Source organism: Modicisalibacter xianhensis (assembly GCF_900113605.1).
In the GTDB taxonomy this organism is placed as follows: domain Bacteria; phylum Pseudomonadota; class Gammaproteobacteria; order Pseudomonadales; family Halomonadaceae; genus Modicisalibacter; species Modicisalibacter xianhensis.
Genome location: NZ_FOPY01000005.1, coordinates 286,238 through 302,909 on the forward strand (window position 1 = coordinate 286,238; position 16,672 = coordinate 302,909).

Consider the following 16,672-nt stretch of genomic DNA (forward strand, 5'->3'; position numbering starts at 1 on the left):
GCTGTGCTCTGCGCCATTGTAGCGTCTATGCTGCTCTGCATACATGCGGAGTGTATCAGGCGTTCCAGCTGATTAGGCCGAATAGTGTGTCGATCAGTGCGCCGCCCTCGTCGCGTAATGGGAAGCTCGCAGGGTCGCGCAGCCAGTCGTGGACGAGGCCGCTAAGCATCGATTGCAGCAGCCGGGTGGCGGTCTCGGGAGCCAGGCCGGGGGCGAGCAGCCCTAGGTCATGCGCATGACGTAATTGCTTGTACATGCTTTTCTGGCATTCGCGAACCAGACGATTCTGCATTTCCAACGGATTGATGTCGCTGAAGAACTCGCAGCGATGCAGAAGGATGGCATGGGTCCGCCGGTCACGGGGCCGCTCGATGCGTACCAGGCTGTTATGGCAGGCCAAGCGCAGCGTCTCCAGGGGGGAGTCGATGCCGGAGGTCTCCCTGACCTCGTCCAGCAATTCCTCGAAGGGCAAGCGCACACGATTGAGCAGGGCGTGAAACAGGTCCGCCTTGTCCTTGAAATGCCAGTAGATCGCGCCACGGGTCATGCCGGCATGCCGGGCGATCTGTTCGAGCGAGGCGCGTGCCACGCCCTTGTCGAAGAAGACCTCCTCGGCGGCATCGAGCAAGGCTTCGCGGGTGGCTTCGGCTTCGGCTTTGGTGCGTCTGGGCATGGTAACACTAAGGGGTCCGGACTCTTTGTCGCCATCATACCGTAATGCGCCGATATTTACATTCATTTATGTATGGATGTAGTCTAGGCGTCTTTGTTGACTCGACTAAGGAAGTAGGCGATGCGCGTAGCAGCGAGCAGGCATAGACTATGCCTTGGCATGGCCCTGATGGCGTTGGCGCTGGCCGGATGTGGTGAAGAGGAACAGGCCGGGCAGGGGCAGGGGCAGCAGCCTCCTCCAAGGACTGCGCAGGTCACGGAGATGGCGCCCCGGGACATTCCTCTGGATAAATCCTACTCCGCGATGCTGCGCAGCGACGACGAGGTCAGGCTGGTCGCGCGCGTCGAGGGGACCCTGGAGGCACGCCATTTCGAGCCTGGGGAAATGGTAGAGAAGGGCGATAGCCTGTACACCATCGAGCCCGACGTATACCGGGCCATTGTGCGTCAGCGCGAGGCCGACCTGAAGAGCGCCCAGGCCGAGGCAAACCGTGCACGGCGCGATGCCGAGCGCTTCGAGCGGCTGCTGCGTCAAAACTCCGTCAGCGAGCAGCAACGTGATCAGGCGCTGGCGGAATTGCGTGTCGCCGAAGCCAACGTCGCGCAGGCAAGAGCGGCGCTGGAAAGCGCCCAGATTGATCTTAACTATAGCGACGTTACGGCGCCTGTCAGCGGCCAGATCAGCCTGAGCGAAGTCAATGTCGGCAATTTCGTCGCCTCGGGGACCGAACTGGCAACCATCACACCTCTCGATCCTCTTGAGGTTCGCTTCCAGATGCCACAGGAGGACGCTTTCGAACTGCGCCGACAGCGTCGTGAAGGCCAGAGCGAGATTATTGCTGTTCTCGAATTCCCCACAATCAGCGGAAACGCGGTAGAACCACTGGAAGGTCAGCTCGATTTTCTAGGCGCACAGGTTAGCGAATCTACCAGCACAGTTCAGGCAAGCGCTCACTTCGACAACCCCGAAGGACTTTTCCTGCCGGGGCAGTTCGTGCGTGTGAGGCTCGAAGGCCTCAAGCGCTACGATGTGCTGGCGGTGCCGGAAATCGCCGTGACGCAAGGGCTGATGGGCCCGCAGGTCTTTGTACTGGACGAGCAGAACACAGCGCGCACGCGGAATGTGACGGTCGGTGAGTCCGCCGGGCCCTGGGAGATCATCACCGATGGGCTTGAGCCAGGTGATCGCGTTATTGTCAGCGATCCTGGCGGCCTCGAGGCCGGCACGAGCATCGACCCGCAACCCTTCGGTGGCGACGCCGAGCGGCTCTCCGCGCAGGCGGAGGAAGAGGAGGCTACCGAGCAAGCCGAGGCGCAGGAAGCTGCCGGGCAGGCCGAAGCTGGCCAAGAGGCGTCGGCGGCTGAAGATGGTGAGGAAGGCAACAAATGAACTTTTCCAACTTCTTCATCAGCCGGCCGATCTTTGCCACGGTCATCTCGCTGATTCTCGCCCTGGTCGGGGTGGTGGCGATGCGCGCACTGCCGATCGAGCAGTATCCAAGTGTGGTGCCGCCGACGGTGTCGGTGCGGGCCACCTTCCCCGGGGCTGACGCGGAAACGGTCGCGCAGACGGTAGCAGCCCCGATTGCCGAATCCATCAACGGCGTCGAGGACATGATCTATATGACCTCGACGAGCGCCGACAATGGCAGCATGAGCATGAACGTGGCGTTCGGTATCGGCACCGATGGCGATATCAATACCATCAACGTCAACAACCGGGTTCAGCAGACGCTATCGCAACTGCCCCAGGAAGTGCAGGATCAGGGGGTCACCGTCGAGCTGCGCTCGAGTGATATTCTGATGATGGTCGCGCTGGTCTCACCATCCGGTGAGTACAACAACATCTATATGCAGAACTACGCCACGCTCAACATCCTTGACGAGTTGCGCCAGGTGCCGGGCGTGGGCGATGCCTCGGTGCTGGGAGGGGGCGAGTTTGCCATGCGCATCTGGCTGGACCCGGACAAGTTGGCCCAGTATGACCTGACGCCGGCCGAAGTGGCCAGTACCATTCGCGCGCAGAATACCGAGGTGCCGGCCGGCAGCCTGGCGCAGGCGCCGCAGGGCGACCCGCGTGCCTACACTTATACCATCACCGCCGGTGGGCGCCTGTCAGATGCCGAGCAATTTCGTAATATCTATCTGCGCACCAATCCGGATGGCTCGTCGCTGCGACTCGAGGATGTGGCGCGCATCGAACTGGGCGCTTCCTTCTATGGTATCGATGCGCGTCTGAATGGCGCGACGATGACGCCGATCATCATCAATCAGCAGCCCGGTGCCAATGCCCTGGAAACGGCCGAAACCGTCAAGGCGACCATGGAGGAGGTTGCCGGTCGCTTCCCGCCGGGCATGGAATACGTGGTGCCCTATGATACCACGCTGTTCATCGATGCGTCGGTGGAGACGGTGTTGCATACCTTTATCGAGGCCTTCCTGATCGTCGCGGTGATCCTGTTCGTGTTCCTGCAGAACTGGCGTTTCACGGTCATTGCCATGTCGGTCGTGCCGGTCGCGATTGTGGGCACCTTTGCTGGACTCTTCATGTTCGGTTTCTCGATCAACCTGCTGACGCTGTTCGCGCTGGTGCTGTCGATCGGGATCGTGGTGGACGACGCGATACTTGTAGTGGAGAACGTCGAGCGGGTACTCGAGGAGGACGAGAACATCTCGGTACGTGACGCCACGATCCAGGCGATGAAGGAGGTGGGCGGTCCGGTTATTGCGACGTCATTGATCATGGCCGCGGTGTTCGTGCCGGTGGCCTTCCTGGGGGGCTTTACCGGCCAGATCTATCAGCAGTTTGCCCTGACCATTGCCGTTTCCGTCGCGTTTTCGGCCTTGATCGCGTTGACCTTCACTCCGGCATTCACGGCGATCTTCATCAAGCGCAAGCGGGAGATGGGCGACTCGAAGCTGATGCACGCCCTACATACGCCGTTTCGCCTGTTCGACCGCTTCTTTGCCTGGGTGACGCGAGTCTATATGTGGGTGGTGCGTATCCTGGTCAAGCACTGGGTGTTGACGCTGGCCTTGGCGGTCGCCACCTGTATATTCTCCTACTGGCTCTACGAGCGCACCCCCTCGACGCTGGTGCCCGAAACCGATCAGGGGCTCGTGCTGGCCAGTGTCTCGCTACCCGATGCGGCCTCGGTGGCTCGCACCAGTGCCTATATGCAGGAGCTGAGCGCTGAAATCGAGAAGATTCCCGGCGTACAGTACTCCTCGGCGGTGGCCGGTTACGACATGCTGTCGAGCGCGGTCAATACCGCAAGGGGCATCATGTTCATCAACATGGAGCCGTGGAGTGAGCGAGACCTGACGGCCAACGAACTGATCGGCAAGATCATGCAGATCGGCGCCGATATAAAGGGTGGCACGGTGATGGCATTCAACATGCCGCCGATCATCGGTCTGTCCACGACGGGAGGTTTCACCGGTTACCTGCAATCCTTCGCCGGGGCCAGTTCCCGGGAGCTCTACGAAGCGTCACTGAAGGTCATGCAGGCGGCCAATGAGCGACCCGAGCTGAACCGGGTGTTTACCACCTTCAATGTCAACGTGCCGTCGTACCGGGCCGAGATCGACCAACAGAAGGCGCTGAGTTATGGCGTGGCGATCGAGGACCTTAACGCGACCTTGTCGAATACCTTCGGCAGCGGTTTCGTCAACTATTTCTCCTACCAGAACCGCAACTTTCAGGTACTGCTGCAGAACGAGGATGAATTCCGCAAGACACCTGAAGATCTGAACAAGGTCTTCGTGCGTGGCGGCGACGGCGAGCGAATTCCCTTGTCGGAGTTCGTTACCTTGGAGCGCCAGGCAGGCCCCGCGGTGGTCACGCGCTTCGGCGTCTATAACGGCGCTCAGTTCCAGGGCGGCCCCGCCGAAGGGTACAGCTCGGGTCAGGCGATTGTCGCCATGGAAGAGGTGGTCAACGAGGTGTTAGGAGACAACTGGGGCATGGGTTGGACGGGGACGGCTTATCAGGAATCCAACACTGGCAATGCCGCCACCCTTGCCATCGCCTTAGGTATCGTCATGGTGTTCCTGATCCTGTCGGCCCAATACGAGAGTTGGTCGTTGCCGCTGGCGGTATTGACGGCGGTGCCTTTCGCGTTTCTCGGCGCGATTGGCGGGATCGTGCTGCGCGGCCTGGATACCAGTATCTATGTCGAGGTCGGCATGCTGGTGGTGGTCGGGCTGGCGGCCAAGAACGCCATCCTGATCGTCGAGTTCGCCGAGCTGCAGCGCAAGGAGATGGGCCAGTCGATTCGCGAGGCCGCGATTAACGCGGCGGAGCTGCGCTTCCGCCCGATCGTCATGACCTCGCTGGCCTTCATCCTGGGGACATTGCCGCTGGCCATAGCCACCGGCGCCAGCGAAACCAGCAGTCACCATATCGGCACCACGGTGGCGGTGGGGATGCTTTCGGTGGCGATACTGGCGAGCTTCTTCGTACCCAGCTTTTACGCCATGATCGCGCACGTGTCGCACTGGCTGGCACGCAAGCGCGGGAAGGAGAATGAACCGTCTGGGGATCCTGAACCTGATCGAGGCTGACTGATAGACCATCCTGCAAAGCCAAGGCGAAAGCCTTGGCTTTGCTGTTTAAAGGAGCTGACGATTCTAAAAAAGCCTACCGACAGAACCATCGGATTTGACTATCTTAAAAATAGGACAAGATCAGATTAAATTCATAGCCAAGGAGTCCATTGACGGACCATCGGTATTCAGGAACTCAAACGTCTCTCACTCCTCAACCAGCGTTGCTGTGGAGGTGCGTCATGGAACTTCTCGTTCAGACCGCCCTGAGTTTTCCCCTTATTATCTTGGTAGGTCTGCTGTGTCTGGTTGCCATCTACTGGTTGCTGGTTGCGGTGGGGCTGGCGCCTGTCGAATTCTTCGAGCATGACAGCCTTCGTGACGACCACCTCGCCAGTACCATGGTGTCACTGGGGTTTCGTGGAGTACCGGCATCCATCGCGCTGACCGCACTGTTGCTGTATGGCACGTTGATTGGCTTTGCCTTGGAATGGCTTGTGCTGCGACACCTATCATTAGGCATATGGCGTGCCCCGCTAGGTCTGGTGATGCTTTGGGCGGTCCTGGCCATCGCGGCACCGCTGAGTATGGCAACCTGTCAGGCATTGAAACATCGCTGCCACCAATCCCGTAAAACTGCTACCCGAGCGCTGCTGGGCGAGACAGTGATTGTGCAGGAGGCGCCCGATGAATCCGGCCTCTGTCGGGCCACGTTGGAGGATGATAATGATGTCATCGTAACGCTGCACGGCAAGCGTCGAGATTGCTGCATACCCGATGAGCGGCGTGTATTGGTCAAGTACCTGGCCAGCGAGGATGCCTATCGCTCCGTTCCGCAGCAGGAGTATCTCGATGCTCATACCCGTCTGCGCAAAATGGGCTTGCTGCGAAAACATCATGGGGGACATGCGGCTCATTGATATAGACCGAGCTTCCTTGTCTTATCATCGGGCTCACAACAGCCACTTGATCGGCAGCAGCGATAGCAGGAAGACACCGCTGCGCTTCCGGAAGCCGATATTGGGCTCGCTGTCATGGCAAAGGTGTTTTGCCCCCTGTTGCTCGAGCCGATAGAGCTGGCCTTTCTCGCTCAGACGAACCTCGTAGGCGTAGGCGGGGATTTGGTCGTCGAATGCGGCTGCGATGCTTTGCGCCAGCGTCGGGCTATCGATGACGAAGCCGAGCTCGATGTTGAGATTGGCTGAACGCGGATCGAAATTGAACGAGCCGACGAGTACCCGCTCGCTATCCACCGAGAAGGTCTTGACATGCAGGCTGGAGCCGGAGCTGTCGAAAGGCCCGGGGCGCTCGCTGCCGCGTTCGCTGACAGATGGCAGGCTGCGCATTCCATAGAGGATGACGCCAGCGTCCAGCAGCGCCTTGCGCCGCTTAGCATAGCCGGCGTGCACGGCCACTACATCCGTGGCGTCCAGGAAATTGGTCAGGATGCGGACCTTGACGCCGCGTCTGGCCATCGCGCCAAAGGCCTCGGTGCCTGCCGCCGTGGTCACGAAATAGGGCGAGACCAGCGCCACATCCCGGCTCGGCACGCCGAGGACTTCTTCGAGTTGGTGGATCAGCAGTCCGGCTTCTTCGCTGTCGCCGAGCCCCTTGGCGGGATCATCGCTGACCATGCGGGTAGCGGCCCACTCCAGGGCCAGCTGGCCGGCCAACAGTTCATGTACGAAACCCGACTGGCGTACTGCAATCATGTAGGCCGAGGCGGCGGGGTCGCGTTCGACGCTCGACGCACTCGCAGCCAGTCGATCCAGCCGGTCGCGGTCGGCGGCTGGCAGGATCCGCTCGACAGGATAGGAGGACTCGCTGGCCCAATAGCGGTCGAAGTCGCTGGACACGTTCTTCACCACCGGGCCGACGGCGGTCACGTCCAGATCGGCGAACAACACGCCTTCGGCCGCCCCGAAATAATCATCGCCGACATTGCGCCCGCCAATGAGGGTGGCCTGGTTGTCGGCGGTGAAGGACTTGTTGTGCATGCGCCGGTTAGCCCGCGAGAAATCGGTCAGACATCCCAACCACACTTGGGGCTGCGTACCACAAAGGGGTTGAACAGACGCACTTCAATGTTGGGATGCGTGGCCAGGGCGGCCAGTTCGCTGTCCAGGCCGGAGGTGCCGTTATCATCGAGCAGCAGTCGGACGTGCACGCCTCGCTCGGCGGCGGCATGCAAGGCGCCCAGCAACAGAGTGCCGGTGGTGTCGCCCTGCCAGATATAGTACTGGACATCGAGGGTGCGCTCGGCAGCCTGCGCCAGCAGTACCCGGGCGGCAAAGGCGTCGAGCGGATTCTGTAGCGGATAGATGCCGCTCTTGCCGGGATGCGCTTCCACCCGCGGCGCAATCGCCCGGCCAAGCTGGGTGGCCCTGGCCTCCTCATTGCCCAGCGCGCTGGAAACGCTACGGCCGTCCGGGGCCGGCAGGGTGCACCCCGTCAACAAGCCAAACAAGCAGCACAGCAGAGAGAATCGGAGCCTCCCGCCGTGCCTTATGCGCCAATCCGTCAGGAACTCTCGCCATCGAGTGGAGCGCCGTACAGGACACAAGCCGCCGCGTTAGAACCGATAGCGGATAAAGGCCCCGGCATAGGCCTGGGTGGCATCGCCGATATCTTCGACGATCGGGCTGTCCTCGGCGTCCCCCGTCAGTTGTGAGACGCCAGCCAGGCCGGTAATCGACCACTCGGGCGTCAGCCAGTAGCTCAGGCTGCCGCCTAGGCCGAAACGGAAGTAACCATTGTCAGGGTTGTAGGCGGACAGGCCGGAACGCGCACTTTCTCTTGAAGAGATATCAAACATGTCCTCGGTCCAGTCTGCGCTGCTGTAGGTCAGGCTCGGGCCAAAGGCGGCGGACCATTGCTCGCTGAACTGTTCATTCCAGCGCGCCTTGAGCGCGAGTTGGTAGCCATCCACGTCGCCGCTGAAGGGTGTCTGGGCGGCGGCGCTGTATACCCAGGCGTCGTCGATGTAGGCAACGCGCAGACCTGCGGTGGCACCGCCGTCGACCTCGTCCAGGCGGTGCAGGTCGTCATCATCGTCACGGCCCGGCGTATAGCCGATAAAGGGCGATACACGCCAGTTGCCTTGGCGAACGGCATTCCAGCCGAGCCCATCGCGCAGATTGAAGTAGAAGCGATCACCGTAGCTCAGACTAAGTGTCGGCCAGGCCTTGGTTTCGTAATCGTCACTGCCCAGGTAATCAGGTGCATAGAGTGCCCCGGCGCCGATACTGCCTTCCCATTGCTGTTCAGCCACGCTCGGCGTGGCAACAAGCAATAGGGCAAGCGAAGCGAATGGCAGCCAACCATGAAAGCGTTCTAGCTGCATTTTAGTATCCTCTGATGGAAGAAGCGCCCTGGCGGGCCGGGGTGGGGCGGGGGGCGCTGTTTTTCCATGTCACTTTTTTATCACCTATAGCCAGGTCGAAAGAGTGAGCGACCCGAACTGATCGAAGTCGCCTTGTTCCTCGAATTCGTCGCTGCGCCACACATAGGTGTAAGCCACTTGCCAGCGATCCCAGGTCAGCGCCGCGCCGAGCTGGGCATCGCCGACCCATTCGCGACGATCCACGGAGTGGCTGTCCTCGAAGGTGTTGCCGTCGAGCAGCAGATTATGAGCCATATAGCGGCCTTCGAGATTGGCGAAGACGTACCAGCTGAAGCCGTGACCGGGCTGGAAGGACGATTGCCCGCTATGGGCCGGGGCGACCGCGGGGATGCCGAAGCTGCGATCGAGACCTTCTCCCAGACGCAGCCCCAGGCCGCTGGAAGCAAAGGTGTACAGGTTACCCAGGGCAAAACCCGCAGACGGTCCATATTCGACTTCCAGCCCGGCGAGACGTTGCTGTAATACCCAGGCGCGCTCGTAGGCGAGGTTGACGACCGGCTCGTTGTCGAGCTGATTATCCCAGCCCTCCGGCTCTTCGGCAGCAATCAGGTTGTGAAAGTTGCGCTGGACTTCCTCGGCGCCGGAGGCCGGCCCCACGATACCCGCATCCAGGTGCAGGCTGTCTGCTTGTCGCCAGCCGTCATGCTGCTCGTTGTCGAACAGCGAGACCCCGCCATACAGCAGGCCAGCATAGGGGCGATCGTCCTCGATCAGCTTCTCGGCACCGATCTCGTTGGGCGTATACATCTGTTGCCCGAAGCGGTAGGCCACGCCATCCAGGCTGCCTACCGACCAGCCCGGAAGCGCCTCGGCGAAACGGCGCGTCCAGTGCCCGTCAACGGGCTCGAAGGCCCAGAACCCCTCGATGCCATTGGTATAATGGCCATCGCCGCCGGCGGAGAGCGAGTCGTTTTCCACCTTGAGAGAGAACAGGCCATCGGCGGACGCCGAGGTGGCGAGGGGAAACAGTAACAAGAAGAGCACCCACAGACGTCCACTATGCATATTTCCTCTCCAGAGCTGATAGCTGACAGACCATTAACATACGACAGCGTATGTGAATTTGTGAAGAAAATCTGCCTATTTACTATATATACCCATTTTTAGAGAACATCGGCTGTGTAGGTTCCTTGACGGCGTGTAAGAGCCCCACCCCTTGGCTTTGTCGTTCCATGGCGGCATTCATGTTGCCCATGGAGCCGCTTACGTATGCATAATACCTGCACTGTATTCCATCAGGCTGAGAAAACATGCGCCTTCGTATGTATAATACCGCGCACGTCTAATGAAAGGATAACGTCGATGCCGTCCCAAGGACCTTCCCTGCGTTCCCGCGCCAAGTCTGTCTCGATACGCCGCAAATTGTTGCCACTGCTGGTGGCGGCGGCAATATCGTCACAGGCCCACGCCGCCGATCTGCTGACCATCACCCGCGATGCGCTGGAGAACAGCGCCGAACTGGCCTCGTCACGTTCGATCTACGACAGCGTCAAAGCCGCACGCAACGTGCAGCGCGGCGATTTGCTGCCACAAGTCAACGCGACCGCCAACGCCGCTAACAACCGCACCTACGAGAGCCAGGAAAGTGCGGGGAACGGTGCCGTGGACAGTTTGGGCGATGGCGCGTCCGGCGGTGGGGGCCTGGGCGTCGGCACGCGCGGAGAGGATGACAACTACAACTCGACCAGCATCGGCGTGGAAGCGACCCAAGCCTTGTTCGACGCGACCAACTGGTACGAATTACAGCGCGCCGAGGAGGATATCGACCAGCAGGCCCTGCTGCTGGAAAGCGACCGTCAGCAGCTGCTGTTCAACGTTTCCCAGTCCTATTTCGAAATTCTGCGCGCCAGGGACGTACTTGCCGCCCGGGTGGCCCAGGAGCGGGCCATTGGTCGCCAGCTGGAGCAGGCCCGCGAGCAGTTCGAGGTCGGGCTGATCGCAATCACCGACGTGCACGAAGCACAGGCCGCCGCCGACCAGGCCCGGGCCCAGCGCATCGCCGCGCAGAACGACCTGCAGGTCAGCTTCGAGACGCTGGAGCGGTTGACCGGCAAGCGTTACGAGAGCATTGAAGGCCTGGGCGACGAGTTACCCATCGAAGCGCCGCAGCCTACGTCGCGGGACACCTGGGTGGCATTGGCACTGGAGAACAACCCCACGCTGCTTTCCTCGGGGGAAGCGGTCGACATCGCCAACCGGAACGTGGACATCGCCCAGTCCGGCTATCTGCCGACCCTCGATGCCTATGCCCGCTACGACTATTCCGACAGCGACATCGATTACGTGCGCGGCCACAACTCCGGCAGCGAGGTCGGCCTATCCGTCAGCCTGCCGATCTTCAACGGCGGCAGTACCAGCGCCCAGGTCAATCAGCAAACCTATCTGCTGGAGTCGGCCCAGTATGATTTCGAGGAGCAGCGTCGCATCACCATCCAGCAGGTGCGCTCGCTGTTCACCCAGGTGATCAACGATGTCCAGACCGTAGAGGCACAGCGCCAGGCGATCGTCTCCAACCGTAGCGCGCTGGAAGCCACCCGCTCCGGCTACGAGGTGGGAACGCGCAATATCGTCGACGTGCTTAACTCTCAGCAGAGCCTGTACAATGCCCTCTCCAACTACGCCGAGGCGCGCTATAATTACGTCATCGATCTGATCGCGCTGCGTCAACAGACGGGCGTGCTCGACACCAGCAACATCCGTTCCCTGAATGAATGGCTACGGGAAGAGCACGCGGTCACCCTCGAACTGCCCGAAGGTGGCGGCGCCGACCTCGATGCGGTCATGGATATCGGCGAACCGCCGCAGCCGCCGGAGCAGTAGAATCACCAGGAGCAGGTGAATCGTTCTGCATGAATGCAGGGAATTGGTCGTTAAGGCTGGTTTCCTGTATTTTTTGATTTCCCGAAGAGTAATGGTCTACCACATCAGGCGATAACCGCATGGTGGTTTCCACTTTGGTAGGGGCTTGCTGTGGTCACGCTAATCCCTTGCCTGATGGTGCGCTGGAATTCCATAGGCAGCACGTCGCCCATCGGGCGCATCTGCTTAACGTCCTCGTCTGTTAGCTCCCTGACTTCGCCCTCCTTATCCGCCAGTCGCTTGATCATAGGGCTTAACCTCTCGTGTATTAGCTTTGCGAAAGCTGATGATCCGAACCCCTGTTCTGGTTATCTTCCGGTTCCGGCAAGGCGCCGCCACGAATGTTGACCTGTAGAGACGGCAGGGTCCAGGCATGTAGTCATGCCCCGTAAAGAGCCGGGTATCGTCTGGTAGCGCCAGAACGGCCTGGATGGAGTCCCAGAGCTTATGGGCCCCGGCCCACTGCGCATAGGCATCGGCTTCAAAGAAGCTGACGTGGCACACCGGCGCATTCATGTCGACCGGCACCAGGCCGCCCAAGATATAGTGATGCCAGATTTCATCCCGCTCGACCCAGTAGAGTGGTGCCTTCCAGCCTTCTGCCTTGACCGTCGCCCAACCATCCGATAGCCAGTAGTCAGGTGTGTCGTACCCCCCGCCTTCATGAACGCGAGAAACTCGCCGTTGGTCACCGGACGGTCGGCAATCTGAAAAGCCTCGACAAACTGACGGTGGCGTCCCATCTCATTGTCGTAGGCAAAGCTTTTCTCGGCCTGGTCATGGCCAATGTGCCTCACCCCAGCCGGATAGGCGTGCCAGCCAAGCTCGCCCATGTCACGCGCAGGTGGCGGCGTCAGGTCATTCCGGTAAGCCGGGCACAGCGGGTTCTGGGCCAGGATATGCTTGATATCCATGAACAGCAGTTCCTGGTGCTGCTGCTCATGCGGCAGGCCCAGCTCGAGACGTCGAAGAATCTCGGGCAAGTGTTCCTGCGGCGGGTCGCTAAGCAGCTCTGCCATGGCCCGGTCGATGTGCGCACGATAGCGATACACATCATCCACGGTGGGCCGTGAGATCATGCCGCGATCGGGACGCGGAAACGGCGTACCGTGGGTCTCGTAGTAAGAATTGAACAGGTAATCGTACGCAGGATCGAGGGTCTGATAGGAAGGGTGAAAGGGTTTCAGGATGAAGGCTTCGAAGAACCAGCTGACATGGGCAATGTGCCATTTCGGCGGGCTGACATCCGGCATGCTCTGCACCATGTAGTCTTCCTTGTGCAGAGGCGCACAGATCCTCAGTGGCGGCGCGAACCCGCTGGTACGTGCGCAGCCACTCCTTGGTATGCAGGCTATCAGGCGTGTCGATAGCCAAACCTTGAGCAGATGACATAAGTGACTCCCTCCTAAGTAATACTCCATTGAACTTGCTCAGACAGGCCGCCAGACCTGCCAATACCTACAGTGCAAAGCGTATCGAGTCGGTGAATATCATGAGTGTCTCTACGCCAAGCCCCCCGACAATCAGCAGCAAGCCAGCCACGACCATGGTGGACCGTGCCCATTGTCCCAACAGCACATGCACGATGGGCCGGGCACCGCTAAACATCATCAAGGCCGCGATGCGCAGGTAATAGAAAAGCGAGATAACGGTATTGGCGGCGGCCACGAAGGCCAGCCAGGTGTATCCCCCTTCGATCGTGACGCTGAACAACATGAACTTGCCAAAGAAACCAATCAGCGGCGGGATGCCCACCAGGGATAACAGCGACGCAATCAGTATCATTGCAGCAATCGGTACTTTTCTGGCCAGCCCCTGATAATCGTCCAGTGCGGTACGCCCTCTCAGGTGTGTGACCACGGCGAAGGCCGCCAGGTTGGCAATGGCGTAGCTAGCCAAAAAGAACACCAGAGCCGACAGGGCCTGCTCGCTGGCTCCCATCACCACAATCGCCATCAGGGCATAACCGGACTGGGAGACCGATGACCAACCCAGCAGGCGCCGCACGTCTGTCTGTCGCAGTGCGGCCACGTTACCCAGCGTCATGGTTGTGACCGAAATCATGGCTACAATCGCTCGCCAGGCAACATCCGGAGGGAGTATTGATACAAAACGGGCCAACGCGACGGCAGCACCGATCTTGGGGATCACCGTCAAAAAGGCCGCCGCCGGTGCCGGAGAGCCCTGGGCCACATCCGGCATCCAGGCGTGGGCAGGAAAGGCCGCCAGCTTGAAGGTCAGGCCCAGTACAATTGAAGCCGTGGCGATGGTCAGCGCCAGGTTGTCACTGCCTTCGGCGAATCCTTGAGCAATTTCCGGATAGCCGGTGTTACCGGTCAGGCCGAACACCACCACCACACCGATCGTCAGCAATGCATTGGTCAAGGCACCGATCAGAAAGTACTTCATGCCAGCTTCCAGCGCGGGCGCCCAGCCACGGTGATAGGCGGCCAGCGGGTAACTGGCTACCGAGGACAACAGCACGCCTAGCACCAGCTCCATGGTATCGCTAGCTGACGCCATCATGATGACGCCCAGCAGAGCGAACAGCACCAACGCGTAGTATTCGCCATGTCGGCGATCGGTCCGCATCCACTCAGGAGACATGGCAACGACCAGTGCACCGGCGATCAGTACCACCAGCTTGCTGGAGATTGCCACGCCATCCAGAGCCCACACACCGGAGAACGTCAGCCTTGGCGGTCCACTCCACTGCGCTAAGGTCAGCACTACACAGAGGGCAATCGTGAGCAGGGCCAGCACGGCTGCCCAGTGGTGGTGCTGTTGCCGAGTAAACGCAGCGAACAACACAATAACTACGGCGCCGAGCGTTAGACTGATTTCCGGTAGGACGTCACCGATAGGCATCAGGGCCCCCCCACCAGCAGCGTCGCAGAGGCTTCGATCAGTGTCAGCAAGAACTCCGGCGCTATACCGATGATCACGAAGCCTGCCGATAGCACCGCGAGCACACCCCACTCAACCGCATGAAGATCCTCAAAGTGAGCCCAGCGCTGTGGCAGCGTTCCGAAGAACAGCTTCTGCAGCATCTGCAGGAACAGCGATGCCGTGACCAGAATGCCCAGCACGCCAATCACGGCTAGCCAGGGGTAGACGTCAAAGGTGCCGGCAAAGATGTGAAATTCCGCCACGAAGCCGGCCAGGCCAGGAAGGCCCAGGCTGGCAAACGAGGCGAGAACGGTGAACGCTGTTAGCAGCGGGGCCTGCCGGAGCAGTCCACCATAGCTATCCAGATCGTACTCCTGAGTGCGCTGCCAGAACGAGCCACAGATCAGAAACAACGCCCCGGTAATCAGGCCGTGGGCCACCATCTCTACCGTCGCCCCCACCAGGGCCAGCTCGCGGGCGTACTCTGTATCCTGAATCAGGGCACCGGCCACCGCGATCCCCAGCACCGTGTAGCCCATGTGGTTTATCGAGGTATAGGCAATGCGTCGCTTCAGATTTCTCTGACCCAATGCCACGAAAGCCCCATAGAGAATCGATGCGACAGCAAAGAGAGCGATGATCAGGGCGTAGCGGGCAAAGGTCTCTCCCATCATCGAGTAAGGAATGCGGATAATGCCGTAGGTACCCATCTTGAGCAGCACCCCAGCGAGAACCGCCGAGGCCGGTCCGGGAGCATCGACATGCGCTTGGGGCAGCCAGGTATGCACGGGCACGATGGGGGTCTTGATGGCGAAGCCGATCATGAGGGCGAGGAACACGAGACCAGCGGCCACACCCCCTCCCGCCAATGGCTGCTGCTCGATCAGTACTCGCATATCAAACGTATGCGGCTCGACCGACAGATAAAGCCCGATGATCGCCAGCAGCAGTAGCAGCGAGCCGCAGAAGGTGTAAAGGAAGAACTTGAACGCGGCAAGCTGCGCCTGGCCGTGCCCCCAGCGGCCGATCAGGAAAAACATCCCCACCAGGCTCAGGTCGAAAAAGACATAGAAAAGCAGCAGGTCCAGCGCGAGGAAGACGCCAAGCGACACGGACTGCAGGAAAAGCATCCAGGCATAGTATTGCCGAGGCTGGTTCTGCGTATCGACGGGGTAGGCGATACTGGCCGAGAAGACCAGGGCACTCATCGTCGCGACAGCCAGCGCAATGCCGTCCACGCCTAGCCGGTATCCCATGCCCAGGCTGGGTACCCAGGGTACCTCTTCGACAAACTGAAATAGTGCGCCTTGCGTATCGAACTGCAGCCAAGCCCAGGCCAGCAAGAACACAGGCAACAGGGAAACCCCAACGGCAAACAGACGAGCCGTGGTCTCTGTCCAGCGGCGTGAAACGGCGATGACAAGGGCCCCCAGCATGGGGAGCCCCAAGGTTGCAGTCAAAATCAAAGGAGCGCTCCTATGCCCAGGATTAGCAGGATCACGGCGAGTCCTGACGCGATACCGGTGTAATAATGATGCATCTGTCCGGTGTGGGCCTGGCGCGTTACTTGACCCGCCCAGTCGACGCCTTTCGCCAGCAGGCCCGTTGCGCCATCGAATGCCCCTTCGCCACGTTGATCACCCACCCTGGCCAGCCATACGCCAAAACGGGCGCTAGCACGAATGCCGGCATCCACGGCGCGATCATCGAAGCGTGCCAGGCCATGGCTGAACCGCATGACTGTCTCCACACCCTGTTCCGCCAGAGCCGGCAGACCAATCCAGTTCGCCATAGCGGCACGCTTCTCGCTCTGCCGGCTCTGGCTCGACACTTCACGGCGCACCGCCCAAAACCCAACACCAATGCCCAGCGCCACCAACAGTAGCGACAAGGTCAATTCCCACAATTTGGTTTTAGGAAGCTGGATCGACAGCAGGTCAGCAAGGGTGCTTCCGACACCGGGCCACCAGAGTCCCGACAGCACGAGCGTGCCTGCCGAGAGCAGGTAGAGCGCACCGGCTTCCACCGCAGAGTGCCCTGGTTGGGATGGAGCCGTTCTCGTGCGGCCATGTAGCCCCCGCCCGAATGCCAATAATTGAAAGCGTGTCGCATACAACGCGCTAAGCCCCCCAGCGATGGCGGCGATCACGGCCAGCCAGGACGCCGGATGACCAGCGGCAGTGATGATCTTCTCCTTACTCCACGCTGCACTCAGCGGGATAACCCCTGCCAGCGCCAGACTGGCGACCATGGTCGCCGCTGCAATCCCAGGAAGCAGGCGCCCAAGACGCATCGTATTTA

14 protein-coding genes are annotated in these 16,672 nt (G+C 60.4%); 4 read left to right on the forward strand and 10 right to left on the reverse strand.

Annotation, left to right across the window (positions count from 1 at the left end; genetic code table 11):
- Nucleotides 1–55: 55 nt before the first annotated feature.
- On the reverse strand, nt 56–673 hold the full coding sequence (locus tag BM194_RS07930) for a TetR family transcriptional regulator (protein ID WP_092845465.1): 618 nt from the start codon (nt 671–673) through the stop codon (nt 56–58).
- A 120-nt stretch (nt 674–793) separates the two neighbouring features.
- On the opposite strand from BM194_RS07930, the gene BM194_RS07935 reads away from it, so the two are divergent.
- The 3 genes from BM194_RS07935 (at nt 794) to BM194_RS07945 (ending at nt 6,140) form a co-directional block, all read left to right on the forward strand.
- Nucleotides 794–2,062 carry an efflux RND transporter periplasmic adaptor subunit gene (locus BM194_RS07935; RefSeq protein ID WP_092845467.1) on the forward strand — a complete coding sequence of 423 codons (1,269 nt, stop codon included), beginning with the start codon at nt 794–796 and terminating at the stop codon, nt 2,060–2,062.
- On the forward strand, nt 2,059–5,238 hold the full coding sequence (locus BM194_RS07940; protein WP_092845469.1) for an efflux RND transporter permease subunit: 3,180 nt from the start codon (nt 2,059–2,061) through the stop codon (nt 5,236–5,238). The genes BM194_RS07935 and BM194_RS07940 overlap by 4 nt, the downstream gene beginning before the upstream one ends.
- 224 nt (nt 5,239–5,462) lie before the next feature.
- On the forward strand, nt 5,463–6,140 hold the full coding sequence (locus BM194_RS07945; protein ID WP_092845471.1) for a hypothetical protein: 678 nt from the start codon (nt 5,463–5,465) through the stop codon (nt 6,138–6,140).
- A 33-nt stretch (nt 6,141–6,173) separates the two neighbouring features.
- Here the strand turns inward: BM194_RS07945 and BM194_RS07950 are convergent, their stop codons facing one another.
- The 4 genes from BM194_RS07950 to BM194_RS07960 form a co-directional block, all read right to left on the reverse strand.
- On the reverse strand, nt 6,174–7,217 hold the full coding sequence (locus BM194_RS07950) for a phospholipase D-like domain-containing protein (protein ID WP_244890908.1): 1,044 nt from the start codon (nt 7,215–7,217) through the stop codon (nt 6,174–6,176).
- Between the two features lie 26 nt (nt 7,218–7,243).
- Nucleotides 7,244–7,687 (reverse strand): phospholipase D-like domain-containing protein, encoded by a 444-nt coding sequence (locus BM194_RS20900; RefSeq protein WP_244890909.1) that lies wholly within the window; start codon nt 7,685–7,687, stop codon nt 7,244–7,246.
- 105 nt (nt 7,688–7,792) lie between these two features.
- On the reverse strand, nt 7,793–8,563 hold the full coding sequence (locus BM194_RS07955) for a MipA/OmpV family protein (RefSeq protein ID WP_092845473.1): 771 nt from the start codon (nt 8,561–8,563) through the stop codon (nt 7,793–7,795).
- An 84-nt stretch (nt 8,564–8,647) separates the two neighbouring features.
- Nucleotides 8,648–9,628, reverse strand: coding sequence for a lipid A deacylase LpxR family protein (locus BM194_RS07960; RefSeq protein WP_092845475.1), 981 nt, complete (start codon nt 9,626–9,628; stop codon nt 8,648–8,650).
- Between the two features lie 297 nt (nt 9,629–9,925).
- Between BM194_RS07960 and BM194_RS07965 the strand changes: the two genes are divergently transcribed.
- Complete coding sequence (locus BM194_RS07965) at nt 9,926–11,443, forward strand: TolC family outer membrane protein (protein WP_092845477.1); 1,518 nt, start codon at nt 9,926–9,928, stop codon at nt 11,441–11,443.
- 104 nt (nt 11,444–11,547) lie between these two features.
- On the opposite strand, the gene BM194_RS07970 is transcribed toward BM194_RS07965, so the two are convergent.
- From BM194_RS07970 to BM194_RS20625, 5 genes are all read right to left on the reverse strand, one after another.
- Nucleotides 11,548–11,730 carry a hypothetical protein gene (locus BM194_RS07970; protein ID WP_092845479.1) on the reverse strand — a complete coding sequence of 61 codons (183 nt, stop codon included), beginning with the start codon at nt 11,728–11,730 and terminating at the stop codon, nt 11,548–11,550.
- 264 nt (nt 11,731–11,994) lie between these two features.
- Nucleotides 11,995–12,747 carry an SUMF1/EgtB/PvdO family nonheme iron enzyme gene (locus BM194_RS07975; RefSeq protein WP_244890910.1) on the reverse strand — a complete coding sequence of 251 codons (753 nt, stop codon included), beginning with the start codon at nt 12,745–12,747 and terminating at the stop codon, nt 11,995–11,997.
- Nucleotides 12,748–12,940: 193 nt separating this feature from the next.
- Entirely contained in the window at nt 12,941–14,350 is a 1,410-nt protein-coding gene (locus BM194_RS07980) for an NADH-quinone oxidoreductase subunit N (RefSeq protein WP_092845481.1), read from the reverse strand.
- Entirely contained in the window at nt 14,350–15,837 is a 1,488-nt protein-coding gene (locus BM194_RS07985) for a complex I subunit 4 family protein (RefSeq protein WP_218155380.1), read from the reverse strand. The genes BM194_RS07980 and BM194_RS07985 overlap by 1 nt, the downstream gene beginning before the upstream one ends.
- The coding region (locus tag BM194_RS20625; RefSeq protein WP_422730644.1) for a NuoL/Nad5 family protein at nt 15,834–16,672 on the reverse strand (839 nt) is incomplete at its 5' end. The genes BM194_RS20625 and BM194_RS07985, both read right to left, overlap by 4 nt.

Coding starts and splice junctions, on each gene's coding strand:
- BM194_RS07930 (WP_092845465.1), bottom strand. CDS start 673: ATGCCCAGACGCACCAAAGCCGAAGCCGAAGCCACCCGCGAAGCCTTG.
- BM194_RS07935 (WP_092845467.1), top strand. CDS start 794: ATGCGCGTAGCAGCGAGCAGGCATAGACTATGCCTTGGCATGGCCCTG.
- BM194_RS07940 (WP_092845469.1), top strand. CDS start 2,059: ATGAACTTTTCCAACTTCTTCATCAGCCGGCCGATCTTTGCCACGGTC.
- BM194_RS07945 (WP_092845471.1), top strand. CDS start 5,463: ATGGAACTTCTCGTTCAGACCGCCCTGAGTTTTCCCCTTATTATCTTG.
- BM194_RS07950 (WP_244890908.1), bottom strand. CDS start 7,217: ATGCACAACAAGTCCTTCACCGCCGACAACCAGGCCACCCTCATTGGC.
- BM194_RS07955 (WP_092845473.1), bottom strand. CDS start 8,563: ATGCAGCTAGAACGCTTTCATGGTTGGCTGCCATTCGCTTCGCTTGCC.
- BM194_RS07960 (WP_092845475.1), bottom strand. CDS start 9,628: ATGCATAGTGGACGTCTGTGGGTGCTCTTCTTGTTACTGTTTCCCCTC.
- BM194_RS07965 (WP_092845477.1), top strand. CDS start 9,926: ATGCCGTCCCAAGGACCTTCCCTGCGTTCCCGCGCCAAGTCTGTCTCG.
- BM194_RS07970 (WP_092845479.1), bottom strand. CDS start 11,730: ATGATCAAGCGACTGGCGGATAAGGAGGGCGAAGTCAGGGAGCTAACA.
- BM194_RS07975 (WP_244890910.1), bottom strand. CDS start 12,747: ATGGTGCAGAGCATGCCGGATGTCAGCCCGCCGAAATGGCACATTGCC.
- BM194_RS07980 (WP_092845481.1), bottom strand. CDS start 14,350: ATGCCTATCGGTGACGTCCTACCGGAAATCAGTCTAACGCTCGGCGCC.